The sequence below is a fragment of the Burkholderia diffusa genome, from assembly GCF_902499115.1.
Taxonomy (GTDB): Bacteria; Pseudomonadota; Gammaproteobacteria; order Burkholderiales; family Burkholderiaceae; genus Burkholderia; species Burkholderia diffusa.
Genome location: NZ_CABVPN010000004.1, coordinates 22,477 through 48,979 on the forward strand (window position 1 = coordinate 22,477; position 26,503 = coordinate 48,979).

At 67.9% G+C, this 26,503-nt stretch carries 19 protein-coding genes; 8 read left to right on the forward strand and 11 right to left on the reverse strand.

Translation table 11 applies throughout. The features are described from left to right. Positions 1 to 92: 92 nt before the first annotated feature. From BTE28158_RS05030 to BTE28158_RS05040, 3 genes are all read right to left on the reverse strand, one after another. Positions 93 to 767 (reverse strand): TetR/AcrR family transcriptional regulator, encoded by a 675-nt coding sequence (locus BTE28158_RS05030; protein ID WP_059464545.1) that lies wholly within the window; start codon positions 765 to 767, stop codon positions 93 to 95. A 115-nt stretch (positions 768 to 882) separates the two neighbouring features. After that, positions 883 to 2,151 carry an NAD(P)/FAD-dependent oxidoreductase gene (locus tag BTE28158_RS05035; protein WP_151050622.1) on the reverse strand — a complete coding sequence of 423 codons (1,269 nt, stop codon included), beginning with the start codon at positions 2,149 to 2,151 and terminating at the stop codon, positions 883 to 885. 135 nt (positions 2,152 to 2,286) lie between these two features. Next, positions 2,287 to 3,867, reverse strand: a complete 1,581-nt coding sequence (locus BTE28158_RS05040) for an amino acid permease (protein WP_151050620.1) — start codon at positions 3,865 to 3,867, stop codon at positions 2,287 to 2,289. Between the two features lie 653 nt (positions 3,868 to 4,520). Here BTE28158_RS05040 and amaB point away from each other — a divergent pair. After that, on the forward strand, positions 4,521 to 6,032 hold the full coding sequence (gene amaB, locus BTE28158_RS05045) for an L-piperidine-6-carboxylate dehydrogenase (RefSeq protein WP_151050619.1): 1,512 nt from the start codon (positions 4,521 to 4,523) through the stop codon (positions 6,030 to 6,032). Positions 6,033 to 6,164: 132 nt separating this feature from the next. Here the strand turns inward: amaB and BTE28158_RS05050 are convergent, their stop codons facing one another. Then, positions 6,165 to 8,624 carry a DUF3772 domain-containing protein gene (locus tag BTE28158_RS05050; protein WP_151050617.1) on the reverse strand — a complete coding sequence of 820 codons (2,460 nt, stop codon included), beginning with the start codon at positions 8,622 to 8,624 and terminating at the stop codon, positions 6,165 to 6,167. A gap of 419 nt (positions 8,625 to 9,043) precedes the next feature. Between BTE28158_RS05050 and BTE28158_RS05055 the strand changes: the two genes are divergently transcribed. Continuing rightward, positions 9,044 to 10,462: an MFS transporter gene (locus BTE28158_RS05055; protein WP_124905556.1), complete on the forward strand. Its 1,419-nt coding sequence runs from the start codon at positions 9,044 to 9,046 to the stop codon at positions 10,460 to 10,462. Between the two features lie 327 nt (positions 10,463 to 10,789). Next, positions 10,790 to 12,025, forward strand: a complete 1,236-nt coding sequence (locus BTE28158_RS05060) for a hypothetical protein (RefSeq protein WP_174919730.1) — start codon at positions 10,790 to 10,792, stop codon at positions 12,023 to 12,025. Between the two features lie 78 nt (positions 12,026 to 12,103). On the opposite strand, the gene BTE28158_RS05065 is transcribed toward BTE28158_RS05060, so the two are convergent. Together BTE28158_RS05065 and pdxR are read right to left on the reverse strand one after the other, a co-directional pair. Continuing rightward, a complete protein-coding gene (locus tag BTE28158_RS05065) occupies positions 12,104 to 14,302 on the reverse strand; it encodes a penicillin-binding protein 1A (protein WP_151050613.1) in 2,199 nt (732 codons plus the stop codon). 97 nt (positions 14,303 to 14,399) lie between these two features. Beyond that, positions 14,400 to 15,953 carry a MocR-like pyridoxine biosynthesis transcription factor PdxR gene (gene pdxR, locus BTE28158_RS05070; protein ID WP_174919732.1) on the reverse strand — a complete coding sequence of 518 codons (1,554 nt, stop codon included), beginning with the start codon at positions 15,951 to 15,953 and terminating at the stop codon, positions 14,400 to 14,402. Positions 15,954 to 16,076: 123 nt separating this feature from the next. Here pdxR and BTE28158_RS05075 point away from each other — a divergent pair, with 123 nt between their 5' ends. After that, complete coding sequence (locus BTE28158_RS05075) at positions 16,077 to 16,715, forward strand: FMN-binding negative transcriptional regulator (RefSeq protein WP_124905548.1); 639 nt, start codon at positions 16,077 to 16,079, stop codon at positions 16,713 to 16,715. 28 nt (positions 16,716 to 16,743) lie between these two features. Here BTE28158_RS05075 and BTE28158_RS05080 read toward each other — a convergent pair whose 3' ends face one another. Beyond that, the gene (locus BTE28158_RS05080) at positions 16,744 to 17,325 is read right to left on the reverse strand and encodes a thioredoxin family protein (RefSeq protein ID WP_059598717.1); all 582 of its coding nucleotides are present in this window, start codon (positions 17,323 to 17,325) and stop codon (positions 16,744 to 16,746) included. Positions 17,326 to 17,553: 228 nt separating this feature from the next. Here BTE28158_RS05080 and BTE28158_RS05085 point away from each other — a divergent pair, with 228 nt between their 5' ends. After that, positions 17,554 to 18,294, forward strand: a complete 741-nt coding sequence (locus tag BTE28158_RS05085; RefSeq protein WP_059532572.1) for a response regulator — start codon at positions 17,554 to 17,556, stop codon at positions 18,292 to 18,294. After that, positions 18,291 to 19,613, forward strand: a complete 1,323-nt coding sequence (locus tag BTE28158_RS05090; protein WP_151050777.1) for an ATP-binding protein — start codon at positions 18,291 to 18,293, stop codon at positions 19,611 to 19,613. The genes BTE28158_RS05085 and BTE28158_RS05090 overlap by 4 nt, the downstream gene beginning before the upstream one ends. Before the next feature lie 45 nt (positions 19,614 to 19,658). Here BTE28158_RS05090 and BTE28158_RS05095 read toward each other — a convergent pair whose 3' ends face one another. The 4 genes from BTE28158_RS05095 to BTE28158_RS05110 form a co-directional block, all read right to left on the reverse strand. Beyond that, the gene (locus BTE28158_RS05095; protein ID WP_059598715.1) at positions 19,659 to 20,270 is read right to left on the reverse strand and encodes an alpha/beta fold hydrolase; all 612 of its coding nucleotides are present in this window, start codon (positions 20,268 to 20,270) and stop codon (positions 19,659 to 19,661) included. A 53-nt stretch (positions 20,271 to 20,323) separates the two neighbouring features. Further along, positions 20,324 to 21,058 carry a metallophosphoesterase family protein gene (locus tag BTE28158_RS05100; protein ID WP_151050779.1) on the reverse strand — a complete coding sequence of 245 codons (735 nt, stop codon included), beginning with the start codon at positions 21,056 to 21,058 and terminating at the stop codon, positions 20,324 to 20,326. 97 nt (positions 21,059 to 21,155) lie between these two features. Then, positions 21,156 to 21,692: a GNAT family N-acetyltransferase gene (locus BTE28158_RS05105; protein ID WP_151050781.1), complete on the reverse strand. Its 537-nt coding sequence runs from the start codon at positions 21,690 to 21,692 to the stop codon at positions 21,156 to 21,158. A gap of 42 nt (positions 21,693 to 21,734) precedes the next feature. Continuing rightward, a complete protein-coding gene (locus tag BTE28158_RS05110) occupies positions 21,735 to 22,367 on the reverse strand; it encodes a LysE family translocator (protein WP_151050782.1) in 633 nt (210 codons plus the stop codon). Positions 22,368 to 22,681: 314 nt separating this feature from the next. On the opposite strand from BTE28158_RS05110, the gene BTE28158_RS05115 reads away from it, so the two are divergent. Beyond that, a complete protein-coding gene (locus BTE28158_RS05115; RefSeq protein ID WP_151050784.1) occupies positions 22,682 to 23,875 on the forward strand; it encodes a porin in 1,194 nt (397 codons plus the stop codon). Between the two features lie 678 nt (positions 23,876 to 24,553). After that, positions 24,554 to 26,476, forward strand: coding sequence for an SMP-30/gluconolactonase/LRE family protein (locus tag BTE28158_RS05120; protein WP_151050786.1), 1,923 nt, complete (start codon positions 24,554 to 24,556; stop codon positions 26,474 to 26,476). Positions 26,477 to 26,503: the final 27 nt, after the last annotated feature.

Here is a 26,503-nt window from a genome sequence, read left to right on the forward strand (position 1 = left end):
GGTTGCAGGCGGCGCGGCGAGGTTCGGGAGGTGTGCCGGGCGGCGAGTGGAATGCTCGCCGGCCAGCCTTCGGGCGGAATCGCGCGGTGCGCCTATGCGGCGACGTAGCGCAGCACGGAGTCGGTGATCGTCTCGCGATGTCGCGCGCGCAGCCGCGGCGCCGACGGATCGCGGCCGAACGCGGCGCCGAACGTATAACGGTTCGACACGCGGTGGAAGCAGAACGAGCTGATCAGCAGATGCAGGTCGAACGCGTCGATGTCCTTGCGGAAGGCACCGCTCGCCGCACCGCGCTCGAGCAGTTCCTCGAGCGTCTTGATGATGCTGACGTTGCGGTTCTTGAACGACTTCAGCTGTTCGAGATACTTCGCGCCGTGGATGTTCTCGATCGACACGAGGCGGACGAAGTCGCGGTGCTTGTCGTGATAGTCGAACGTGAATTCGACGAGCCGGCGCATGCCTTCGCGCGGCTCCATGTCGCCGACGTGCAGTTCCTGCTCGAGTGCGCGGATGTCGCCGTACACCTTCTCCAGCACGGCCTCGTACAGGCCTTCCTTGCTTTCGAAGTAGTAGTACAGCATCCGCTTCGTCGTGTTCGTACGCTCGGCGATCGCGTCGACGCGCGCACCGGCGAGGCCCATCGCGGAAAACTCCTGCGTGGCGACGTCGAGGATGTTGCGCTTGGTTTGCTCGGGATCGTATTTGCGCCGCGCATCGGTCGCAAGTGCGCGGCTTTCGGACGTGGCGGCCTTGCTTCCAGCTTTCATGTGACTTTGTTGTGGGTTCGCGGCGGCATGAAAAATCCATTCTAGCATGCGGGAAATGCCGGCCCGGCCGACCTTTCGTTCTAATCGGCCGTGCGGTTTCGGCTGCTGCCGCCGCTCAGCGCCGGCACGACGCGAGCGCGTCGCGGGCCTGGTACGCGGTGTACGTGAGCTGCGCGGCGGCGAGTCCCGCGAGCCCGAACGTGCGTGTGAGCCCGAACGCGGCGAAGCCCTCCGGCACGGGCCGCTCCCCGGCCAGCGCGGCGGCGAGCGCTTCGCCGGCGACGGTGGTGGGCGCCATCCCGTGACCGCCGAATGCGATCGCGTGCCACACGCCGTCCGTGTCGCGGCCGATCTGCGGCATCTTGTGCCGCGCGTAGCTCATCAGCCCGCCCCAGGCGTATTCGACCTTCACGCCTTCGAGCTGCGGATACACGCGCAGCAGGTCGCGTCGCAGCAGTCGCGCGATCGCGTCGGGGCCGCGGTCGAGCACGGAGATCCGGCCGCCCCACAGAATGCGCGTGTCCTTCAGCGGGCGGTAGTAGTCGAACGCGAAACGCGTATCGTAGATCGCGTACGGCGCGTCGATCGCGTCGGGCAGGCGCGTGCCGAGCGGTTCGGTCGCGATCACGTAGGTCGCGATCGGCAGCACCGCGCGCTCGATGCGCGGCGACACGCCGCGCGCATAGCCGCCGCCGGCGAACACGACGTCCTTCGCGCGCACCGTGCCCTGCGCCGTGCGCACGACGTAGCCGGCGCCTTCGCGCGCGATGCCGAGCGCGGCCGAGCGTTCGTACACGCGCGCGCCGCCGCGCGATGCGGCCGCCGCGACGCCGAGCACGTACTTGAGCGGATGGAAGTGAAACGCGTTCGGCTCGAACAGGCCGCCGTAATAGCGCTGTGTCTTCAGCCGCGCGCGCAGCGCGTCCGTCGAAACGGGTTCCCAGTCGACGTTGAATTCCTGCTTCATCAGCGTGCGCACGCCGTCGAGCCGCGATGGATCGTCGAACCAGTTCGCGAGCATCACGCCCTCGTCGACGATGTCGCAGTCGATCCCGTAGCGGGCGATCCGCGCGCGGATCAGGTCGACCGCATCGACGGTGAGCCGGTACAGGCATCGGCCTTCGTCGCGGCCGAGCGTGCGTAGCAGGTCTGCGTTATCGAGGCTGTAGCCGCCGAACACGAAGCCGCCGTTGCGGCCCGATGCGCCGAAGCCGACCCGCTCTCCGTCGAGCACGACGACGTCCTGCACGCCGCGCTCGACGAGGCCGAGCGCCGTGCACAGGCCGGCGAGGCCGCCGCCGACGATGCAGACCTGCGTGTCGATGGTGCCGGTCAGTTGCGGGTAGGGCTGGCGGGTAACGGTGGCTTCGTAGAAGTTCTGCATGCGTTTTCGGTGATTCGTCACGACGGAAAAACGGACGGCGCGCGTCGATCTTGCCTGAACGCGCGCGTCGCGTCGAATGGGTTTTTCAGTGCAACGGCCGCGGCGGTCGGGCGGCGGCCGTTGCTCGACCGGGCGTCAGGCGCCCGGCGTCGGGTTGGGCGGGGCGGCAACGTAGGCCGGATAGCCGGTACTGGCCTTTACCGTCGCTTCGGGCGTCGCGTTGCGCTCGATCCACGGCGCGATCTCCATGTCCTCGTAGCGGACGAGGCGGCATTTGCGCACCAGCGCGTAGCCGAGCCAGATCGCGAGGAAGAACGGCAGGCCGATGTAGGTCGCGGCGATGCCGGCCCAGTCGATCCTGTCGGCGAGGAACGCCTGGTAGTCCTGGCCGAGTGCGACGACCGCGCACAACGCGAATGCGAACAGCGGGCCGAACGGAAACCACTTCGACCGGTATGACAGCTGGTCGAGCCGATAGCCCTGCTTGAGGAAGCCCTTGCGGAACCGGTAGTGGCTGACCGCGATGCCGAGCCAGGTGATGAAGCCGGCCATGCCCGACGTGTTCAGCAGCCACAGGTAGACGGTCTTGTCGCCAAACAGCGACGTGAGGAAGCACAGCGCGCCGACGGCGGTCGTCGCATACAGCGCGTTGCGCGGCACGCCGCCCGGCGACAGCTTCGCGAACAGCTTCGGCGCGCGGCCTTCGACCGAGAGGTTATAGAGCATCCGCGTCGACGCGTACATGCCCGAGTTGCCGGCCGACAGCACGGCCGTCAGGATCACCGCGTTCATCACGCCGGCCGCGAACGCGAGGCCCGCGTGGCGGAACACGAGCGTAAACGGGCTCACGCCCACGTCGGTGACGTCGCTCTTCAGCAGGCTCGGGTCGGTGTACGGAATCAGCACGCCGATCACGAAGATCGCGAACACGTAGAACAGCAGGATGCGCCAGAAGATCTGGCTGACCGCGCGCGGGATCGTCGTGCGCGGGTTCTCCGATTCGCCGGCCGCGACGCCGATCATTTCGGTGCCCTGGAACGAGAAGCCCGCGATCATCGCGACGCCGAGCATCGTTGCCCAACCGCCCACGAAGGGCGCGTCGCCGATCGTGAAGTTGCCCCAGCCCGCGCTCGGGCCGCCTTGCATGATCCCGAAGATCATCAGCAGGCCGACGCCAACGAACGCGAGCACCGTCAGCACCTTGATCAGCGCGAACCAGTATTCGGCTTCCCCGAAGCCGCGCACCGACAGCGCGTTGAGCGCGAAGATCAGCGCGAGGAAGATCGCGCTCCACCAGACGCCTGGCACGTGCGGAAACCAGTAGTGCATCACGAGCTGCGCGGCGACGAGCTCGACCGCGAGCGTCACGGCCCAGCTGTACCAGTAGTTCCAGCCGAGCGCGAAGCCGAAGCCATCGTCGACGAATTTCGCGCCGTAGGTCGCGAACGAGCCCGACACCGGCATGAACGCGGCCATTTCGCCGAGGCTCGTCATCAGGAAGTAGACCATCAGGCCGATCACCATGTACGCGAGCATCGCGCCACCGGGGCCGGCTTGCGAGATCGACGCGCCGGACGCGACGAACAGGCCCGTGCCGATCGAGCCGCCGATCGCGATCATCCGCAGATGGCGCGCCTGCAGTGCGCGGTGGAGGGACGGCTTCGCGGGCGGCGAGCCGGACGGACGGGGCGAGTCGGGGCGGGCATCTGAATGCATGGCGGGTGCTGGGCGCTGTCTCCAGGATTGTTTTTTTGGCTGCGAAGCGTGACGCGTCGCCGGCCGCCACGGCGGGCAGCGGCACTGCTGCGCGGGCTTGATCCGGATCGACTGGAACGACCGGTGCACCGGGCAGCGACGCGTGTCGCCTTCGTCTGTCGTCCGGCCGCTGATCGGCGGCGCGTCGGGGCGCCGGGTGCGGTGCACCTCGACGCCGCACCGATCGTATGTGCCGGCCGCATGCGCGGCAAACGATATTTCCGCACAGGGTGATGCAACTTTGTCATCAACTTGTCGCGCATCGAAACCGGCCCGGCGGCCCGGCCACCGGCCCCGGACAGGTCCCGTGACCGTACCGAATCAAGCGGTCTCGTCCTGCCCGGGTGTTGCGTTTTGGGAATGAAGTCGTGAGTTAATATCAATAGCGGCCCGACTTGTGGCCACCGACAATGTGTCTCATGGATCGTGCCTCGCGAGGCCGGGGCGTGCCGTCCGGCCGGGTTTCCGGTGGCGGCGCCGCGCGATGCGCCACGCGGCGCACCGGGCCTGCCGAGCTGCGCATCCGCTTGCACAGGGCGCGCGAACGCGCTCCAATCGAATCACGCGGGCGGCGTTGCCGCCGCACCGATCAATCTGTCCCTGAAGAGGAAGTGATGCAATTCAACGACATTCTTGCTGCGCTCGACATCGATCTCGCCCAGTGGAAAGGCAATGCGCTGACCGCGCGTTCGCCGCTCGACGGCGCGACGCTCGCGACGCTGGCGGTTGACTCGCCCGCCGACGCCGAGCGCAAGATCGACGCCGCGCACGACGCATTCCTCAAGTGGCGCACGGTGCCGGCGCCGGTGCGCGGCGAGCTCGTGCGCGTGTTCGGCAACGTGCTGCGCAAGCACAAGGCCGAACTCGGCCGCCTCGTCACGCTCGAAGCCGGCAAGATCACGTCGGAAGGGCTCGGCGAAGTTCAGGAAATGATCGACATCTGCGACTTCGCGGTCGGCCTGTCGCGCCAGCTTTACGGCCTGACGATCGCGTCCGAGCGCCCGGGTCACCGGATGATGGAGACGTGGCACCCGATCGGCGTGTGCGGCGTGATCTCGGCGTTCAACTTCCCGGTCGCGGTGTGGGCCTGGAATGCGGCGCTCGCGTTCGTGTGCGGCGATTCGGTCGTGTGGAAGCCGTCGGAGAAGACGCCGCTCACCGCGATTGCGTGCCACGTGCTGCTCGAGAAGGCGATCCGCGAATTCGAGAAGACCCACCCGGGCGTCGCGCCGAAGGGCCTGAGCCAGCTGGTGCTCGGCATGCGCGATGTCGGCGAGGTGCTGACGTCGTCGAAGAAGGTGCCGGTCGTCAGCGCGACGGGCAGTGTGCGGATGGGCCAGGAAGTCGCGAAGGTGCTGAGCCAGCGTCTCGCACGCGGCATCCTCGAGCTCGGCGGCAACAACGGGATGATCGTCGCGCCGAGCGCCGACCTCGACCTCGTGGTGCGCGCCGTCACGTTCGCGGCGGTCGGCACGGCCGGCCAGCGCTGCACGACGCTGCGCCGCCTGATCGTGCATCGCAGCGTCGTCGACCAGCTGCTGCCGCGCATCGAGAAGGCCTATGCGTCGGTGAAGGTCGGCAGCCCGCTCGAGGAAGGCACGCTCGTCGGCCCGCTGGTCGACCGTGCGTCGTTCGACGCGATGCAGAAGGCGCTGGCCGACGCACGCGAGCAGGGCGGCGAAGTGAAGGGCGGTGAGCGCGTCGATGTCGGTCACGCGGATGCGTACTACGTGCGTCCGGCCATCGTGCGGATGCCGAAGCAATCGGCGGTGGTCGAGCGCGAGACGTTCGCGCCGATTCTCTACGTGATGGTCTACGACAACTTCGAGGACGCGATCGACGTGCACAACGCGGTGCCGCAGGGCCTGTCGTCGGCGATCTTCACGAACGACATGCGCGAGGCCGAGCAGTTCATGTCGTCGGCGGGCAGCGATTGCGGGATCGTCAACGTGAACATCGGCACGAGCGGCGCGGAGATCGGCGGCGCGTTCGGCGGCGAGAAGGAAACGGGCGGCGGCCGCGAGTCGGGTTCGGATGCGTGGAAGGCATACATGCGCCGTGCGACGAACACGATCAACTACAGCCGTCAGCTGCCGTTGGCGCAGGGCGTGAAGTTCGACGTCTGACGGAGGGGCCCGCAAGGGCGCGTCGACGTTCGAATGACAAGGGCCGGTTGCCGCGAAGGCGGTAACCGGCCCTTGTCGTTTTCGGCGATGCGTGCGCGGCGATGCCCGATCTGCGCCCGCCCGATCATGTATTCATTTGTGAGTTGCGGATCCGTCGATTGCCGGCATGTTCTGCACGACCAGCATCTGCGGCGTCGACAGCGTGATCTGCGACGCCCGCAACTGCTTCAGGATCTCGAACAGCAGGTCGCTCTTTGTCGCGCTCGCGATCCGCGGGCTCGCCACGTAGCCCGTGACGCTCAGCGTGATCCCGTCGGGCGCCAGCTGGCTGAACGTGACCGACGGCGCCGGCTTGTCGAGAATCGCCGGATGCTCGCGATACGCGTCGAGCAGCAGGTCGCGCACCTGCTCGGGGTCGGTGTTCAGCGGGAACGTGAGCATCAGCGTCGCGACGCCCTGCGTGCTGTTGCCCATCGTCACGTTGCGCACGTTCTGCGAGATCAGTTGCGAGTTCGGCACGATCACGGTCGAGCGGTCGCTGAGCTGGATCTCGGTCGCGCGCACGTTGATGCGGCGGATGTCGCCTTCGACGCCCGCGATGCTGACCATGTCGCCCACCTTCACCGGCCGCTCGGTCAGCAGGATCAGCCCCGACACGAAGTTCTTCACGATCTCCTGCAGGCCGAAACCGATACCGACCGACAGCGCGCTGACGATCCACGCAAGGTTGCTCCATCTGACGCCGAGCAGCCCGAGCGCCATCAGCACGAGCAGCACGTAGCCGACGTTGGTGAACAGCGTGATCAGCGACACGCGCATTCCCGCATCCATGCCGAGTGCCGGCATGAACTCGCTGTCGAGCCAGCGGCGCACCGAGCGCAGCAGGTAGAAGCCGATCGCGAACCCGATCACCGCGTTCATGATCCGGTCGGGCATGATGTTCAGGCTCTGCAGCCGCTGGCCGCCGATCATCGCGACCGCGCTGTCGAGGAGGTCGCTCGGCGTCGTGCCGAAACCGCCCGTCAGCAACGCGATCGCCGCGACCAGCATCAGCAGGCTCGTGCCGAGGCCGGACACGACGGTATGGGCCTGGTCGAGATGACGGTCGTCGAGCGCGAACAGGTGCTTGATCTGCCTGCCGGTCGACAGGTTCGCGGAGAACAGGCTTTCGCTCGCGTCGCGCGTCAGCTGCGTCATGATGTAGACGCTGCACAGCACGATCTCGAACCACACAAGCTCGTAGGTGATGAAGCGTGCGACCGTGATGTAGCCGATCAGCAGCGCGCCGAGCGACACGACGATCGCCAGCGTGACGCCCGCATGGATCAGCCCCGCGAGCGTCGAGCGATCCTCGGGCGCCTCGCCGGATGCCGCAAGCGCGCTGCGTACGCGATTCGCGCGCAGGATCGACGCGCCGACGGTCAGCGCGACGACGAGCGAGACGATGCCGCGGCCGAACAGCGTGACGGACAGGCTGGTATCGACGATCCGGTTGATCGATTCGAGCGTGCCAGACATCAGCAGCAGCGCGGCCAGCACGCCGGGGAACGGCTTCATCGCGAGCGCGACGGGATCGGCGAGCGCGGGCAGCCGCCACGACGGATGCTTCGTGCAGAGCAACGCGCGGCCGAGGCCGGCGATCAGCGCGCAGGTCACGGCGAGCTTCGCGAACTGGTCCCACAGATCGGTCATCGACGACGTGAGCTCGGAGTGGCGGGCGAGCGCGAGATAGAGGATCTGGACGGCGACCGCGGTCGCGAGCAGCGTCGAGAACGCCGTGGCCAGCGCCAGCGCACTGCGGCGCAGCCGGGTGGGCGGCAGGCGGTTCAGGCAGAACCACGCGAGCCCGCGTTCGACGATGCGGCGGCCGCCGAGCCAGACCGCGAGCGCTGCGATCATCAGCACCGTGGTGAGCGCGCGCTGGCCGGGTGTCCAGGACGAGCGCAGCATGTCGCGCAGTTCGTCGTTGAAATCGTCGAGCCGCTGCACGTCGTCCGGCGACAGATGGAACAGCGGCAGCCAGAACTGCGCGCCGAAGATGCTGCCGGAACGGAACGCGAGCTGGTTCTTCAGCAGGCTGCGGTGCAGCTTCGAGAACTGGTCGTTCAGGTTCGCGAGGTTGGTCTTCTGGTCGGCGGCCTGCTTCAGCGCCGCGTCGATCTGCGCCTTGCGCGCGTTCAGCGTCGCCCGCTGCTGTGCGACGGCGGGTGTTTCGGGCGATGCGCCCGGGGCCGGCGGCGGGCCGAGCACGTCGAGCTGAGCCTGGACCTGCGTGCGCTGCGGCGCGAGCTGGCTCTGCAGCTTGTCGACGTCGGCGCTCAGTTCCTGGGTCGCGTCACCGAGCTCGTCGAGCTCCTTGCTGTTGGTCGCGTTCGACGTCTGCTGCTTGATGCGGTCCTGTTGCACCTGCATCTGCTTGAGTTGCGCAACGGCGTCGCTGAGCGAAATCGTCGGCACGGGGACGCCGACGCCGCTCGCGCCCGGTGCGGACGCGGCCGTCGGAAATGCCGACGCGGTCGCGATCGCCGCGAACTGCAGCAGTGCGAACAGCGCGATTCGGCGTGCGTACGTGGATAGTCGTTGTATGGACATGGAATGCTTACGTTTTGCCGACAATGCCGGGTGCCGCAAGGCGCCCGGAAGCCGGGAGTTGGCCCGGTAGCATGTTACCGGGGCATGGCGGCCGCGGCGCTGCCGATCGTGCGCCTTGCCTTTCGCGTACAGCGGTGCCCGCACGGGCATGCGATTGCCGCGCGGGCCCTTGCCGGCGGGGCCGTGACGGTCGCATTCGCAGTCCGGCAGCGCAACGTCGTGACGCCGGCGAACCTTACAGATCCGACAGAACGTTACGCAATTTACACAATAGCCGGCGCGAAAGTGGGGTGTCCGAACCGGTTGGCCATGCAACGCGGCCCGAGCGGCGTGCCGGTACAATGCAGCGAATCGCCCGACGGCGGCCCGCTGGCCGCCGGACAACAAAACACACGACACGATCAGGAGACACGACCAAGATGGTCTCAACGGACAGCTTTCCACAGGCAGCCGCCTCGTCCTCTTCCATCGACGCCGGCTCGATTTCGGCCCGCCTCGATCGCCTGCCGCCGACCCGCAGCGTCTGGAAGCTCGTCGTGCTGCTGAGCCTCGGCTTCTTCTTCGAACTCTACGATCTGCTGTACAGCGGCTATGTCGCGCCGGGCCTCGTGAAAAGCGGGATTCTGTCCGCGACGACGCACGGCCTGTTCGGCACCACGGGCGTCGCGAGCTTCATCGCCGCGCTGTTCTCCGGCCTTTTCATCGGCACGATCGCATGCGGCTTCCTCGCGGATCGCTTCGGCCGCCGCGCGATCTTCACGTGGTCGCTGCTGTGGTACACCGCCGCCAACGTCGTGATGGCGTTCCAGGATACGGCAGGCGGATTGAACTTCTGGCGCTTCGTCGTCGGTCTCGGCCTCGGCGTCGAGATGGTGACGATCGGCACGTACATCTCCGAACTCGTGCCGAAGCAGATCCGTGGCCGCGCGTTCGCGTGCGAGCAGGCGGTCGGGTTCGTCGCGGTGCCGGTGGTCGCATTCCTCGCGTACCTGCTCGTGCCGCACGCACCGCTCGGCCTCGACGGCTGGCGCTGGGTCGTGCTGATTGGCGCGCACGGCGCGCTGTTCGTGTGGTGGATTCGCCGCGAGCTACCGGAGAGCCCGCGCTGGCTCGCGCAGCAGGGTCGCGTCGACGAAGCCGATCGCATCATGCGCGCGCTCGAGGCGAAGGTCGAAGCCGAATACGGCCGGCCGCTGCCGCCGCCCGCGCCGGCCGAGCCGGTGCCGCCGCGCGGCAGCTTCCGCGACATGTGGGTGCCGCCGTATCGCAGCCGCACGATCATGATGACGATCTTCAACGTGTTTCAGACGGTCGGCTTCTACGGCTTCGCGAACTGGGTGCCGACGCTGCTGATCAAGCAGGGCATCACGATCACGTCGAGCCTCATGTATTCGAGCGTGATCGCCCTCGCCGCACCGCTCGGCCCGCTGATCGGCCTCGTGATCGCCGACCGCTTCGAGCGCAAGTCGGTGATCGTTGCGATGGCGGCGGCGATCGTCGTCTGCGGGCTGCTGTTCAGCCAGACGACGGTGGGCGCGTTCCTGATCGTGCTCGGCATCGGCCTCACGCTCGCGAGCAACATCATGTCGTACAGCTTCCACGCCTATCAGGCCGAGCTGTTCCCGACGTCGATCCGCGCGCGCGCGGTGGGCTTCGTCTACTCATGGAGCCGCTTCTCGGCGATCTTCTCGTCGTTCGTGATCGCGGCCGTGCTGAAGGGCTTCGGCACGTTCGGCGTGTTCGCGTTCATTGCCGGCGCGATGGTGATCGTGATGGCCGCGATCGGATTCATGGGGCCGCGTACCAAAGGCATCGCGCTCGAAGCCATTTCGAAGTAGGCGCGGGTTGCGCACGCACGTGCCGCATGCGGCACGCGCGTGAATTTCCGGCGCTTCGAGTTGCCGGAAACGCCCAGCGAAGCAACCTGCCATGCAGCGGCGAAGCAAGCGGCAACGAGTTGAAACAAAGCGTGACGAAGCGCAAAACCGCCACGAAACCGGGGGTTCGGCCCTGCCGATTCGTGTCCGAGCGGGTAGAATGAAAGACCTGACGACTCATTAGCCGCCATTGGACCGAACGCGTTGTACTGCGAACGACTCCACCGGGAAGAGGCGTCGGCGCCGGGCGCACGCGTGCCCCCGGCTTGTCGATGGCTCGCGCGGGAGATGCGCCGTTTGCAACGTGCGGCGGCCGGATCGGCCGATGGCTTCGATCGCATGATGCTCTCCGACCTGACGCGGCGGTTGTCCAGGCCGCGTTGCCGTACCCTGGCGGTCGCCACGTATGTGTGGCTTGCAGCCGCTCTCCCGATCTCCGTTCTCGTCGCGCGGCCAGCCTTCGCTGCGTCCGACGTGCCGTCGGCCACTGCTACGTTTTCCTCATCATCTGCTTCGGCCGCGCATCCGGCTTCGCCAGCGCATGTGTCGTCGGAGGCTGGGCCCGCGTCTGCGGCGTCCGCCGTGCATCATGCGTTACCCGCCAGCGGGGCATCGCCGGCATCCGCTGCGTCCGCGGCCTCTCCCGCTTCCGCGGCATCGGCAGCATCCGGCACACCGGCAAGCGGAGCCGAAGCACCCGCACCGACGCCGCCGCGCCGGCACCCGCCGCTGTCGGCCGAGGAGGCGAAGAACGCAACCGCGCGTGCGATCGACATGCGCAAGCGCTTCACGCAGGAAGTCAAGCGACGCCTGAACGTGCCCGCGAGCGAGCAGCGCGCGTATGGCGATCGCCTTCAGAACGCGCTCGCCGATGCGGATCTCGGCGACCTGGCCGGCGAATACGTTGCGCTCGTCGACCGTGCACCGAACGTGCAGGCGCTGTTCATCTACTTCCGCGCGACGCCGTCCGATGCGTGGCTGTTGATCGGCGCGTCGCCGGTCGCCACCGGCTGGCCCGGCCAATACGATCACTTCCTGACGCCGCTCGGCGTGTTCCACCATTCACCCGACAACATGGACTTCCGCGCGGAAGGCACGACGAACGACAACGGCATTCGCGGCTACGGCATGCGCGACATGCGCATCTACGACTTCGGCTGGGTGGACGGCGAGCGGGGCTGGGGCAAGGGCGGCAAGTCGCCGATGCGCTTCCAGATGCACGCGACCGACCCCGATCGCCTCGAGCCGCTGCTCGGCATCCGGCACTCGAAAGGCTGTGTGCGCATTCCTGCTTCGCTGAACACGTTCCTGGACCGGCACGGCATTCTCGACGACGACTATCAGGCGCGCGTCGATGCTGGCAAGTCGTTGTGGGTGCTGCGCCGCGATCGCGACATCACGCCGATCGCCGGCCGCTATCTGGTCGTGATCGACAGCGCGCGCAAGACGCGTCCGGCATGGTCGCCGGCGCCGGGACGCAACGCTTGGTCGAAGCTGCCGAAGAGCGGCGACACGGCGGACTGACGACGGCCGCTCCGACGAAGGTGGTGCATGCCGGGATCGCTTCGTCCGGGAGGACGAGGCGTCGTTGCCGAGCAGTGCTCAGCGGAAGATTTTCAGCCAGTCGAACAGGCCGGGATGCGGACGCCGCCTCGGTGCGGGCGCCGGTGCACTGCGCGGACGGAAGTCTGGCGAAAACTGCGCGTGCGGATCGATCGCGCGCGCACGCAGCGCCGCATCGTAGAACGAGCCGACGATCGGCAGCGCGCTGTGCGCGCCCGCGCCCCAGTAGTCGCTGCGCAGCGTCACGCTGCCGTCGTCGAAGCCGACCCATGCACCAGCCACCAGTTGCGGATGCATCAGGATGAACCAGCCGTCCGTGTTGTCCTGCGTCGTGCCGGTCTTGCCCGCGACGTCGACGCGAATCCCGTAGCGCGAGCGGATGTCGGCACCGGTCCCGTAATCGACGACGCCGCGCATCACGTCGACCAGCGTCTGTGCCGCGGCCACCGGCAGCGCGCGTTCGGGCGGCGCGCTGCCGAACGCGGCGAGCACCTTGCCGTCGCGGTCCTCGATGCGCGTGATCATCTGCGGTGCGACGTACACGCCACGGTTCGCGATCGTCCCGTACGCGGACACCATTTCCTTCAGCGTGACGGGGCTCGTGCCGAGCGCGAGCGACGGCACCGCGTCGAGCGCGCTGTCGCGCACGCCCATCGCGCGCGCGAGCTGCGCGACCCTGGCCGCGCCTTCGCGCTGCATCACCTGCGCGGTGATGCGATTGCGCGACAGCGCAAGCGCGTCGCGCAGCGTCATCGGTGCGTCGGTCGGCGGCTCGGCATCGGTCGGATGCCACACCGCGTGCGCGCCGATCGGGATTGCGACGGGGCGATCGACGAACGTATCGCCGGGCTGCATGCCGTCCGCGAACGCGGCGCCATAGACGAACGGTTTGAACGTCGAGCCCGGCTGGCGCCGCGCCTGCACGACGTGATCGAACGGCTCGCTGCCGAAATCGGGGCTGCCGACCCACGCGCGAATCGCGCCGTTGCGCGGATCGATCGCGACGAAGCCCGCCTGCACCTGCGTCTTGCGCTCGCACAACGCGCGGATGAACGCGCGATTCGCGCCGAGCTGCTTCAGCGCCGCCACATCGGCGAGCCCCGCATCACGCGCGGCGCGATAGTCGGGCGTCTGCCGGATGAAGCCGCGGAACAGGTCGTTGCGCAGCCCGCAGCCGGACGGGTTGTGCCACGCGCTGTCGGCGATCGCCTGCAGGCGATCGGTCTGCTGCGTCAGCGCTTGCGTCGCCATGGCCTGCAGCTGCGCATCGAGCGTCGTGCGCACGACGAGGCCGTCGGCGTAGAGATCGTAGTTGTTGCGGTCGGCCCATGCGATCAGCCACTTGCGCAGTTGCACCGCGAAGTGGGGCGCGGGGCCGGGTTGCGCGGTCTGCGGCTCGAAGTCGACGCGTAGCGGCCGGCGCTGCAACTGCGCGAGCTGCCGCTGCGACAGCATGCCCATCGCCGCCATCCGGGCGAGCACGATGTTGCGGCGCTGTACCGCGCGCTCCGGGTTCAGCACCGGGTTGTAGTAGCTGTTGCCCTTCAGCATCCCGACGAGCGTCGCGCTTTCGACGATGTCGAGCTGGTCCGCCGACTTGCCGAAATAGGTGCGCGCGGCCATCTCGACGCCGTACGCGTTGTACAGGAACGGCACCGTGTTCAGGTAGGTCTCGAGAATTTCGTCCTTGCTGTACACCGTCTCGATCTTGAATGCCGTGATCAGCTCCTTCACCTTGCGCGTGAGCGTCGGCGCGCGGCCGACTTCGTCCGGATACAGGTTGCGCGCGAGCTGCTGCGTGATCGTCGAGCCGCCCTGGCGGCTGCCCGAGAACGTGTGCAGCCCGGCCGCGAGCGTGCGGCGCCAGTCGATGCCGTGATGCGCGTAGAAGCGGTGGTCCTCGGTCGCGATCAGCGCGTCGACCATGTGCGGCGAGATCTGCTTGAGCGGCACCCATTCGCGATTGACGGGCCGAAACTCGGCGATCAGCTGACCGTCGGCCGACAGCACGCGCGCAGGGCGGTCGATGCGTGCCTTGCGGATGTCGCCGATGCTCGGCGTGAACGGGACGAACGCGAGCAGGACCAGCAGGCCGAGCACCGGTATCGCGGCGAGCGTCAGGGCGACACCGCGGCGCGTCGGATGGCGCAGGCGATGCCAGGCGCCGGCGCCCAGCAAGCGGGCGCCGGTGCGGCAGCGAAGACACAGGTCTCGAAGAAACGGCACGAAGCGATTCACGGCGGCAGGAGCGCGAGCGGAAAAGGCGCGATCCTAGCAAACCGCGAACCGTTGTCCGTGGCCAAACAGCCCGTTTTCTTGCAGGATTTACAGACGATTACGTTTGTTTCCCGCGGACAACCTTTGGTCGTACGCGTTGCCGCGATTCTTCCGATGAAACGGTGCCGGCCGCTTCGCCGACCACATCCGCTAGGCGCTGCGCGGCCGCTTCCATCCGTGCGCGATCGAACCCGCCGAAGCCGAGCACGAGGCCCGGGCGCGCGGTGCCCGGCGCGAACATCGGCGATACCGCGCGCACCGCGACGCCCGCCTGCGCGGCGCGCGCCACCACGTCGAGATCGTCGATCCCTTCCGCGAGCCACAGCACGACGTGCATCCCCTGATCGCCAGGCTGCACCCACGCGCGCTCGCGCGGCAGCCGCGCGCCGAGCGTGTCGATCAGCAACGCGCGCTGTTCCGCATAGACGCCGCGCACACGGCGAATGTGGCGGTCGAGATGTCCTTTCGCGATGAAGGCGGCGAGCACGTGCTGATCGGCGGTCGGCGCGTGCCGATCCATCAGCACGCGCGCACCGCAGAACGCGGGCACGAGATCGCCGGGCGCGATCACGTAGCCGAGCCGCAGCGACGGGAACAGGATCTTGCTGAACGTGCCGAGATAGATCACGTGTTCTGGATCCAGCCCTTGCAGCGACGGAAACGGATAGCCTTCGTAGCGCAGCTCGCTGTCGTAGTCGTCCTCGACCACCCACGCGCGATGCGCGCGCGCCCAGCCGAGCAGCGCGTTGCGCCGCGCCATGCTCATCGGCATCCCGAGCGGGTACTGGTGCGACGGCGTGACGAACGCCGCGCGCGCGTTCGGCGCGAGACGGATGCCGGCCTCGACGTCGATGCCGTCCGCGTCGACCGGCACGCGGACCATCGCCTCACGCCGCCCGGTGCTCTCGAGCAGTGCGGTGATGCCGCGATAGGCGGGATTCTCGACCCACGCGCGATCGGTCGGGCCGAGCAGGACCTGGCTCGCGAGGTGCAGCCCCTGTTGCGTGCCGCTCGTGATCACGACCTGATCGGCGCTGCAGCGCACCGAGCGCGAGCGGCGCACGTAATCGGCGATCGCTTCGCGCAGCGGCAGCGCGCCTTGCGGATCCGCATAACCGGACGGCGCACCGGCGCCGCGGGCGCGCAGGCGGTTGCCGAGCCGGCGCCAGATGTCGTCGGGTGCGGTGAGCCCGACCGGCACCGAGATCGCGAACGGCACGGCCGGCAACGGACGGAACTCGCGGGCGATCCGCGCGAACGTCGCGGCCGGTTCGGGCAGCCCGACGTGTGCGGCACGCCGCCGGGCGGCGGGCGGTTCGACGGCCGGCGGAGAGGGCTCGGCGAGCGCGTTCGCGACGCGCGTGCCGGCGCCGCCGCGCGCCGCCAGGAAGCCTTCGGCGACGAGCTGCGCATACGCGTCGACGACGGTGCCGCGCGCGACCTGGAGCGACGTCGCGAGCAGCCGCGTCGACGGCAGCGTGTCGCCGGGCCGCACGTCGCCGCGCCGCACCGCTTCCCGCAACGCCTGCGCGAGCTGGCGGCTCAGGTCGCCGGCCGCGCGGTCGAGCACGCCGAGCGACGGGATTTCGACGATCCGGGCGGTTCTGGCCATGATTCTGGTCTGCTGAAATTGTTCGAAACCGGCTCTACAGAATAAACCAGTTAGCGGTCACAATCTGCGCATGACGGGCCAGTGCCCGAGCCATTTCAATCCCTGCACGACCGTGGAGCCGACATGTACGTCCCTGCCGATTTCAACGAGCCCAACCCCGACGCATTGCGCGAACTGATCGTGCAGCATCCGTTCGGCAGCCTGGTCACGCACGGGAAGAGCGGGCTCGACGCGAACCACCTCCCGTTCGAGTTGCTGCCGGGCGACGGCGGCCTCGGCGAACTGCATGCGCACGTCGCGCGTGCGAATCCGGTCTGGCAGGAGGTCGCGAACGGCGACGACGTGCTCGTGATCTTCCGCGCCGGCGACGCGTACATTTCGCCGAACTGGTACCCGAGCAAGCATGCCGCGCATCGGCAGGTGCCGACGTGGAACTACGTGGTCGTGCATGCGCACGGCCGCATCACGGTGCGCGACGACGAGAAGTTCGTGCGCGGCGTGGTCGCGCGGCTGACGCGCACGCACGAGGCGTCGCAGCCGGTGCCCTGGAAGATGGCCGACGCGCCGAAGGACTATCTCGACACGATGCTGCAGTCGATCGTCGGGCTGCAGATCGAGATCACGCGGCTCGTCGGCAAGCGCAAGCTCGGGCAGAACAAGGCGGTCGACGATATCCGCGGCGCGGGCGACGCGCTGATCGCGGACGGGAATCTCGCGATCGGGGAGGCGATGCTGGCGGAGGCGGATGCGAAGCGGGGGTAGGTCACGGTGAATCGCATGGGGGCGCATGCTACTGCGTATGCGTTGCGCCCTTCGCCCCTTCTCCCGCCTGCGCCAGCGCCCCCCGGATCGCCGCTTCCGTCTTGTCATACCCGCCCTCGCCATACCGCGTATAGACGACCTTCCCGTTGGCGTCGATCAGGTACAGCGCGGGCCAGTACTGGTTTCCGTACGCACGCCACGTGTCGTAGCGGTTGTCCTGCGCGACCGGATACTGGATGCCGAAGCGCTTGATCGCATCGGCGACGTTCTTCGCGTCGCGTTCGAACGGATACTCGGGCGTATGCACGCCGACCACGACGAGCCCCTGGTCGCGATACTTCCGGTACCAGTCGTTCACGTACGGGATCGTATGAATGCAGTTGATGCACGAGTACGTCCAGAAATCGACCAGCACGACCTTGCCGCGCAACTGGTCGAGCTTGAGCGGCGCGCTGTTGTGCCAGCGCTCGATGCCGGTGAAGTCGGGCGCCGGCGTGCCGGCCAGCGAGGTGGTCGTGCCCGCGTCGTCGCGGGTGCCGGCGAATGCGGCGAGCCCTGCCGTGGCGGCGAGGGCGATCACGAGGGCGGCGGTCCTGAATCTGGGCAGCATGGCGGTTCTCCGGTTCGGCCGGCCGCCGCGCAAGTGCGCGGGCCGGACAGGTTTCGACAGCCGTCATTGGGCCGCGCCGACGTATCTGCGGTGTGTCCGGCAAGCCGCGCCTGTGCAATGTTGTGTGTCGTCGCGGCGGCGCGATACATTGGGATACAAACGCGCGCCTGCGATGCGGTATAAAAGCGGACATCGCCAGCCGGAACATCACGCCAACGACATCGACTCATGGACAAGATCGACCACGTACTGATCGTCGACGACGATCGCGCGATCCGCGAACTGATCGCGGACTATCTGGAGAAGAACGGCATGCGCGTGTCGCTTGCCGCGAACGGCCGCGAGATGCGCAACGCGCTCGACGACGGCGCGCCCGACCTGATCGTGCTCGATCTGATGATGCCCGGCGAGGACGGCCTCACGCTGTGTCGCGACCTGCGCGCGGGCAAGTTCCGGACGGTGCCGGTGCTGATGCTGACCGCGCGCGGCGAGGAAACCGATCGCATCATCGGCCTCGAGATGGGCGCCGACGACTATCTCGCGAAGCCGTTCGCGGTGCGCGAACTGCTCGCGCGGATCCGCTCGGTGCTGCGCCGCGCGCGCATGCTGCCGCCCGGCATGCAGGTGACGGAGACGGCCGCGATGCTGGCGTTCGGCGAATGGCGGCTCGACACGACGGGGCGTCACCTCCTCGACACGGAAGGCACGCTGGTCGCGTTGAGCGGCGCGGAGTATCGGCTGCTGCGGGTGTTCCTCGACAATCCGCAGCGCGTGCTGACGCGCGACCAGTTGCTCAACCTCACGCAGGGCCGGCAGTCCGATCCGTTCGACCGGTCGATCGACCTGCTCGTGAGCCGGCTGCGGCAGCGCCTGCGCGACGGCGCGCGCGAGCCGCGCTACATCAAGACGCTGCGCAACGAGGGCTACGTGTTCTCGTCGGCGGTGACCGCGGTCGAAGGCGACGCATGAACACACGCACGCTGTGGCACTGGCCGCGCTCGCTGTTCGCGCGGCTCGCGCTGATCCTGTGCGTGGGCCTCGTGCTCGCGCAGACGCTGTCGTTCTGGCTCACCGTGACCGAGCGCGACCAGGCGACCACCAACCTGATGATGGGCTACATCGAGCGCGAGGTCGCGAGCTCGGTCGCGCTGCTCGATCACCTGCCGCCCGACCAGCGCGCCGCGTGGCTGCCGCGTCTCGCGCGGCGCAGCTACGCGTTCATCCTCGGGCCGGGCCAGACGGGCACGCCTCCGGAGGCGCGGCTCTCGGCGCGCGTCGAGCGCTCGATCTCGGACGGCATCGGCGGCGATTACCCGTTGACCGCGAACGCGCTCCCCGGCGATCGCGAGCATCTGCAGGTGCATCTGCGCCTGACCGACGGCTCGCCGCTGACGATCGACATCCACCCGATGTCGACGGTGCCGCTGTCGGGCTGGCTGCCGGTCGTGCTCGCGCTGCAGCTCGCGGTGCTGGCCGCGTGCTGCTGGCTCGCGGTGCGGCTCGCGACGCGGCCGCTGAAGCAGCTCGCGCAGGCGGCCGACGCGCTCGGCCCCGACCTGAAGGGAGAACGCCTGAACGAGGACGGCCCGTCCGAAGTCGCGCGCGCAGCCCGCGCGTTCAACGCGATGCAGGACCGCATCGCGCAGTACATGGCCGAGCGCATGCAGATTCTCGCGTCGATCTCGCACGACTTGCAGACACCCATCACGCGGATGCGGCTGCGCGTCGACGTGATGGACGACGACGCGCAGGGCGCGAAGCTGCGCCAGGATCTGCTCGAGATGGAGCATCTGGTGAAGGAAGGCGTCGCGTATGCGCGCACGCTGCACGGCACGGAAGAGGCCGCGCGCCGCATCGATCTCGACGCACTGCTCGACAGCATCGTGTGCGACTACACGGATGCGGGGCAGGACGTCGCGCTGCACAGCGGCGGGCCGCTCGCGCTCGTCACGCGGCCGAAGGCGCTGCGCCGGATCGTCGGCAACCTCGTCGACAACGCGCTGAAGTTCGCGGGCGCGGCCGAGATCGACGTGCAGCCGGCAGCGGGCGGCGGCGCGGTCATTGCGGTGCTCGATCGCGGCCCCGGCATTCCGGACGATCAGCTCGACGCGGTGTTCGAACCGTTCCGGCGCGTGGAGACGTCGCGCAATCGCGAGACGGGCGGCACGGGCCTCGGCCTCGCGATCGCGCGTCAGCTCGCGCTCGCGATGGGCGGCACGCTCACGTTGCGCAACCGGCCGGACGGCGGCGGGCTCGAAGCGCGGCTGACGCTGGCGAACGCCGCGTGATGCGGCGCCAAGGGCATTGCGGGTTTCGAATCGAAGCGGCCCGCGTCACACGCGCTGCAAATGCGCGTCGACAAGCGGCGCAAGCGTATCCGCATGCATCGCCGCGAGATCGTGGCGGCCGCCCGGCACGACATGCAGCTGCGCATCGGGCAGCCGTTCGAGCAGGCGCCGGCCGGCCGCGACCGGACTGATCGGATCGTCATCACCCCACAGCAGGAGCGTCGGCTGCGCGATGCGGCCGAGGTCATGCGACAGGTCGGCGCGAAACGTCAGGAACCAGTCGGGCAACTGGGGGTTCGCTTCCGCGAAGGCGGCGCGCCAGTCCTGCGCGCCGAGCCCCTGCATGTCGAGGCCGCCGGACGTGACCGTCAGCACCAGGTGCGTGACGAGCGCCGAACGTTCGAGCGCCGCGCGCATCGCGATCACGCCGCCCATCGATTGCGCGATCACGGCGGTCGGCCGGTCGATCGCGGTCAGCACATGGCGCACGAGGCCGTCGAAGTCGTCGACGGTCGAATCGCGCGGCGTGTCGCCGAAGCCCGGATAGCCGACGATCCGTCGCGCGGCCGGATGCGCGAGGCGGCTCGCGAGCGGTTGCCAGAACGCGGTGCTGCCCGACGCGCCGGGCAGGAAGAGCAGTTGCGATGGAACGGGCATGACGGGATGGTTTTCCGGGAAGCGAAGTGGGTTGAACAAGGCGTGACGCTGCGTCAGCACCGGCCGGTGCGCAGCGCCACGGTCCAGTCGTCGCGGCCGCGCGATGCCGCGGTGACTGCGGCCGTATGCCAGTCGTATTCGACCGCATGGAACTCGGCGTGCCAGCCGGCCGACGTGCGCGACACCATGGCATAGCGCGCATGCGGCGAACCGGTTTCGATCCGGTGCGGATGCGGTAGATCGTCCATGTACGCCTGCAGCCCGACGCTGCCCGGGTTGACGATCACACGGCCGTCGTCGAGCGTCGCGATGCGCGGCACATGCGTGTGGCCGCACAGGATCAGCGACGCCGGCGCGTCGCCCGCGCGCTGCGCGATTTCATCGGGCGTCGCCGCGCGGCAGCCATCGGGCGTCACCGTTTCGAGGAAATAGACGAGGTCGCTGGCGGGCGTACCGTGCACCATCAGCACGTCTTCGTCGAGCGTCAGGCGCTCGGGCAGCGCGGCGATCCACGCGCGATGCTCGTCGCGCAGCGCATCGTGCGCCCAGCGATCGGACAGCCGCATCGTGTCGCGATCGCCGGTCAGCAGTTGCCGTTCGTGATTGCCCTTGATGGTTGGCAGGTCGAGCGCGATCAGGCGGTCGGCCGTTTCGGCCGGATGGAGCGCGCCCGACACGATGTCGCCGAGGTTGACGATCACGTCGGCGCCGCGGCGACGCACGTCGTCGAGCACCGCGTCGAGCGCGGCGAGGTTGCCGTGGATGTCGGACAGCGCGGCGATTTTCATGGTGAGCAAGTCGAGGCGGGGAACGGCGATTGTCGCGAATTCGGCGCGGTTCGTCCAATCGCGTCGGTGACGCGACACGCGCGACGCGCGACGAGTTTCAGTCGGTCGCGATGCGCGCGTACATCGCGAAATCGCCCGGCACGCCGCGCACCATCCGGTACGCGCGCAACAACCCTTCGTACCGGTAGCCGCATTTCTGCAGGACGCGCGCGGAGGCGGCGTTGCTGCTCAGCACGACGCCCTGGATGCGCATGAAGCCACCTTCGGCGAACGCCCACGCGGTGACGCTCGCGCACAGCGCGCTCGCGATGCCGCGCCCCCAGTGCGACGGTGCGAGGTCGTACGCGATCTCGGCCGAACGGTTCGCGGTGGACACCGTATGCAATCCGATCGTCCCCGTGAGCGCGCCCGACGCGTCGTCGACGATTGCGAGACGGCGGATCGAATCCGGATGAGTCGACTCGATATCGTCGAACAGCGGCAGCAGATCGTCGCGCGCATGCAGGTTCCAGCTCGTGTGGCGGACGACGTCGCGCCTCGACAGGTACGCGTACCACGCGTCGAGATCCGAGCGGTCGAGCTGCCGGAGCGACAGACCGGGGAAACCGGAACGGGGCGGCGTGGCGATCCTCATCGCGCGCTCATCACGCACGATGCGGCGCGCATGCCGACGCGCCTATGCGGCATGACGCCGGTACAGCGCGAGCGAACCGGCCAGTGCGAGCAGCATCGCGCCGCACGTGCGTTCGAGCCACAGCGCGCCCGAGCGCTTCAGCAGCCGCACCGCACGAGCGCCGAGCAGCGCGTAGCCGAACATCACCGCCCCGTCGAGCAGCGCGAACGTGACCGCGAGCGCGACGTATTGCGGCGCGAGCGGCGCGGACGGATCGAGGAACTGCGGCAGGAATGCGGAGAAGAACAGATAGCCCTTGGGATTGGTCACCGCGGTCAGGAAGCTCTTCGCGAAGATCGACGCGTTGCGTCCGTGCGCCGTGCCGCCATGCCCGACGGTGACGTCGAGCGAGCCCTTCGACGTGAGCAGCCGGATGCCGACATACGCGAGATAGGCGGCGCCCAGCCATTTCACCACCGAGAACCACCATGCCGACGCCATCAGCAGGGCGCCGAGGCCGAGCGCGACCGCGACGATCAGCACGAAGTCGGACAGCATCGCGCCGGCGAAACCGTAGGCCGCGCGGCGCACGCCGTAGCGTGAGCCGTTGGTCAGTGCGAGCAGCACGGTCGGGCCTGGCGTCGCGATTCCGACGAACGCGACGGCGGCGAAGATCAGCAAGGTCGTTTGATGCATGCCGATGGCTCCATGTGGAACGCGGGTGCTCGATTATCGGGCGCGCGTTGTCGCGCTGTACAGCGGCGTTCGCTGCACGGCCGATTATCTCGATTCTGGCAAGAAGTTGTTTTCATTATTGCGCTGTCGATGGGAACCGGTTCCAACTACCATGGCGGCCGTGGCGGGCATGCTCGCCGCGACGTCGCGCGCGCGTATCGCACGCGCGCGTTCCCGTGTGCGGACGCGACTGGCGTCGCATGCCGGCGGGGCTCCCGGCCGCACGCGCTACTCGCATAGAACAACGGGCTCACCGCCCGGAGACGCTAAAAACCATGAACAAGCAACTGATCGCAGCACCGCTGCTGCTCTCGCTCGCGGGCATCGCATCCGCGCAAAGCTCCGTCACGCTGTACGGCATCGTCGACGCGGGCGTGACCTATCGCAGCAACGAACGGGTCGGCTCGCCGGGCGCCTATACCGGGCATTCGAACGTCGGGCTGACCACCGGCAACCTGTCCGGCAGCCGCTGGGGCATCAAGGGTTCCGAGGATCTCGGCGGCGGGATGCGCGCGCTGTTCGTGCTCGAGAACGGCTTCGACATCACCAACGGCACGTCGGGGCAGGGCGGTCGCCAGTTCGGCCGGCAGGCCTTCGTCGGCGTCGGCAGCAACCGTTACGGCACGGTCACGCTCGGCCGCCAGTACACGTCGCTCGACGACTTCGTGAGCCCGGTCGGCCCGTCGTCGTACATCGGCGGCTTCGGTGCGCACCCGGGCGACATCGACGATCTCGACCAGACCGCGCGCGTCGACAGTTCGATCAAGTACACGAGCGCGAACTACGCGGGCTTCACGTTCGGCGCGCTGTACGGCTTCGGCAGCCAGCCGGGCAGCATGAAGCAGCGCAACACGTGGAGCATCGGCGCGGCATACGCGGCGGGGCCGCTGCGCGTGGGCGTCGGCTACGAGCGTTCGGACAACAGCAAGACGGGCGCGACCGACCCGACGGTCGGCAAGTGGCAGAGCACCGACGACGGCCTGTTCAACTCGTCGATCAACGAAGGCTATGCGAGCGCGCAGTCGCAGCAGATCATCGCGACCGGCGCGACGTACGACTTCGGCCCGGCCGTGGTCGGCGTGAACTACAGCAACGTGCAGTACCGCAGCGGTGCCCAGTCGCTGTTCAACGGCCACGCGACCTTCAACGTCGCGGGCGTGTTCACGCGCTGGAACGTGCAGCCGCAGACGCAACTGTTCGCGGGCTACAGCTACACGCGCGGCAGCGACGTCGACGGCATCGACAACCGCGCGCAGTATCACAACGTCACGCTTGGCGCGGTCTACGACCTGTCGAAGCGCACCAGCGTGTACCTGCTCGGCGCGTACCAGCATGCGTCCGGCACGACGCTCGACGCGCTCGGCCGGCCGGTGGCCGCGACCGCATCGGTGTCGGACAAGGCGAACGGCCACTCGTCCGACTCGCGGTCGCAGGCGATCGTCAGCCTCGGCCTGCGCCAGAAGTTCTGACGTCACGCGCATGACCGGCGGCTCGCGTTCGATGCGGGCCGCCGGTTGCGTGGCCCGCTGCTGATCGATGTCTGTTCCACCGCCAGCGCGTGATCGACGTCGTCGATGCGCTGCCCAGGACCTCGACGGTTGGGGCGGCGCGACGCTCGGCAGCGCGCGCTGACCTGAACCGGCTGCACGCCCGGCCGGGGCGCTGCCTTCCTCATCATCGCTGTCCACCTCTCCTTCGCCGCACGCGCGGTACATCCCGCTCCTCATCCGCATCTTCATTGGCAACGGCAACCCGCCGCACGTCGCCTTATTTCATGTATTCACGATTTTCCCGGCAATGCAGCGCGCGCGGGACAATATTTTTTCTCTTTCATTTTAATTTCGATTTGTAATCATTTAACCGATTAGTCGGCAATGGAAGTTCAATGCGCGCGAATCAGAAAAAATGACGCGTTATGGTCAGGTGTTTCGGAATAAAGTGCCGGAAAAAGCGGCTCGCAAGAGCGCTGTCGGGCGGGGCTGCGATACGAAGCCCGGAACGATGCGTCTTCGGTCAGGCGGCATCGCGCGGTAAAGGAACGTAATGAATCATTCGCAGCGCAATTGAACCTGTTTTTGAAAAAATCACCGATATTTCATACGTGGCGAATTAGAGTGTCGAAAAACGATCGTCCGGGAGCATCATTCATGTTATCGAAACAAATTCGCGCTGCATTGCTTGGGCTGTGCATGGCAATGCTGGCGCCGGCCGGTCACGCCCAAGCGCAATACACGACGGACTGGCTCGCGAACACGTTCGGCACGCTCGCCGCGCACGTCGGCAACGGTGCGCGCTCGCTTTGGGTCGCGCCCGAGGGCGTGATCTATACGGCGTCGCGCTGGGACGAGAACGCGGGCGGTGTCGCGATCTACCAGAACGGGCAGACGCTCGGCACGATCGGCATCCATGACGAATTCCAGGGTGGCGCGATCACCGGCAACGCGAACTCGCTGTTCGTCGCGCTCGGCTACAACCGCACGTTCGGCAGCGGCTCGGTCGGCCGCTACAACCGCAGCACGAACCAGCGCGACCTGCGCATTCCCGTCAGCACGTGGACGGGCATCCAGTACGCGGACGTGATCACGGGCCTCGCGACGACCGGCAACCTGCTGTACGTGAGCGACTTCTACGGTAACCGCGTGCGCGTCTACACGACGGACGGCGTGTGGCAGCGCGATATCGGCGTATCGGGCCCCGGTGCGCTGGCGCTCGATGCGGCCGGCAACCTGTGGGTCGCGCGCAAGAGTGCGGGTGTCGTCGCGCAGTTCAGCCCGACGGGCACGGCGATGAGCACGATCCAGATGGCGGCCCGCGCGCGGCCGGCGTCGCTGTATTTCGATGCGCCGAGCGGGCAGTTGCTGGTGGGCGACGAAGGCCCCGACATGAACATCAAGATCTACGCGCTCGTGGGCCAGCCCGTGCAGCGCGGCACGTTCGGCGTGCTCGGCGGGTATCTCGACACGACTTCGGGCATCAAGGGGCAGGTCGGCGACAAGCGCTTCACGCGCGTCGCCGGCATGGGCAAGGACGCGGCAGGCAACCTGTACGTGCTGAACAACGCGTGGGGCGGCGGCTGGGATCTCGGGCGCAATGGCAGCACCGACCTCCATTCGTACAGCCCGACGGGCGTGCTGCAATGGAAGCTGCAGGCACTGAACTTCGAGGCTGCCGCCGCGCCCGATCCCGCCACCGACGGCGCGTTCTTCTACAGCGGCAACAACGTGTACACCGGCACCGCGGGCGGCACGTTCGTCGCGAACACGATCGATCCGTTCACCTATCCGAAGGACCCGCGCCTCGACATGAACGACTACCAGCGCGGTCAACATTTCGGCCAGCTCGCGCTCGTGAACGGCACGCGGATGCTGGTCGCGACCGGACAGAATCCGGGCAACTACAACATCTATCACTTCAACGGCGCGAGCGGCTACATCGCGATTCCGGACGGCTCGATCCCCGGCAAGCCGTTCAACACGACGCTGCAGGTGACGGCCGGCTTCTCGCTCGACGACAACGGCGACGTGTGGGCCGGGCTCGATCGCACGAACAACATTTCGCATTATCCGATGACGGGTTTCGACGCGACCGGGAAACCGACATGGGGCAAGCCGGTGCAGATTCCGATTCCGCGCACCGTGCTGCCGCTCACACGAATCATCTACCAGGCCGACAGCGACACGATGATCCTCGCGCAGGGCATCTCGGGCAGCTGGGACTGGACAGCGATGAACGGGCACATCGAGGTCTATCGCGGCTGGAAGGCCGGCAACACGAGCACGCCGAACGTCGCGATCAACCTGACGAGCGCGAATCCGAAATCGATGGCGGCGGCAGGCCACTACCTGTTCGTCGGCTACGTGCACACGGTGCCGAACGTCGACGTGTTCGACCTGAACACCGGCAGCCTCGTGACCACGCTGACGAATTCGAACACGTCGGCGATGGACGTCGGCAACGACGTCGACTCGATGTATGGCATCCGTGCGTACCTGCGCTCGACCGGCGAATACGTGATCACGAAGGACAACTACAACGGGTCGAGCCTCGTCGTGTATCGCTGGCATCCGTGATCAGGTATGCCGCGCCGCTTGGGCAAG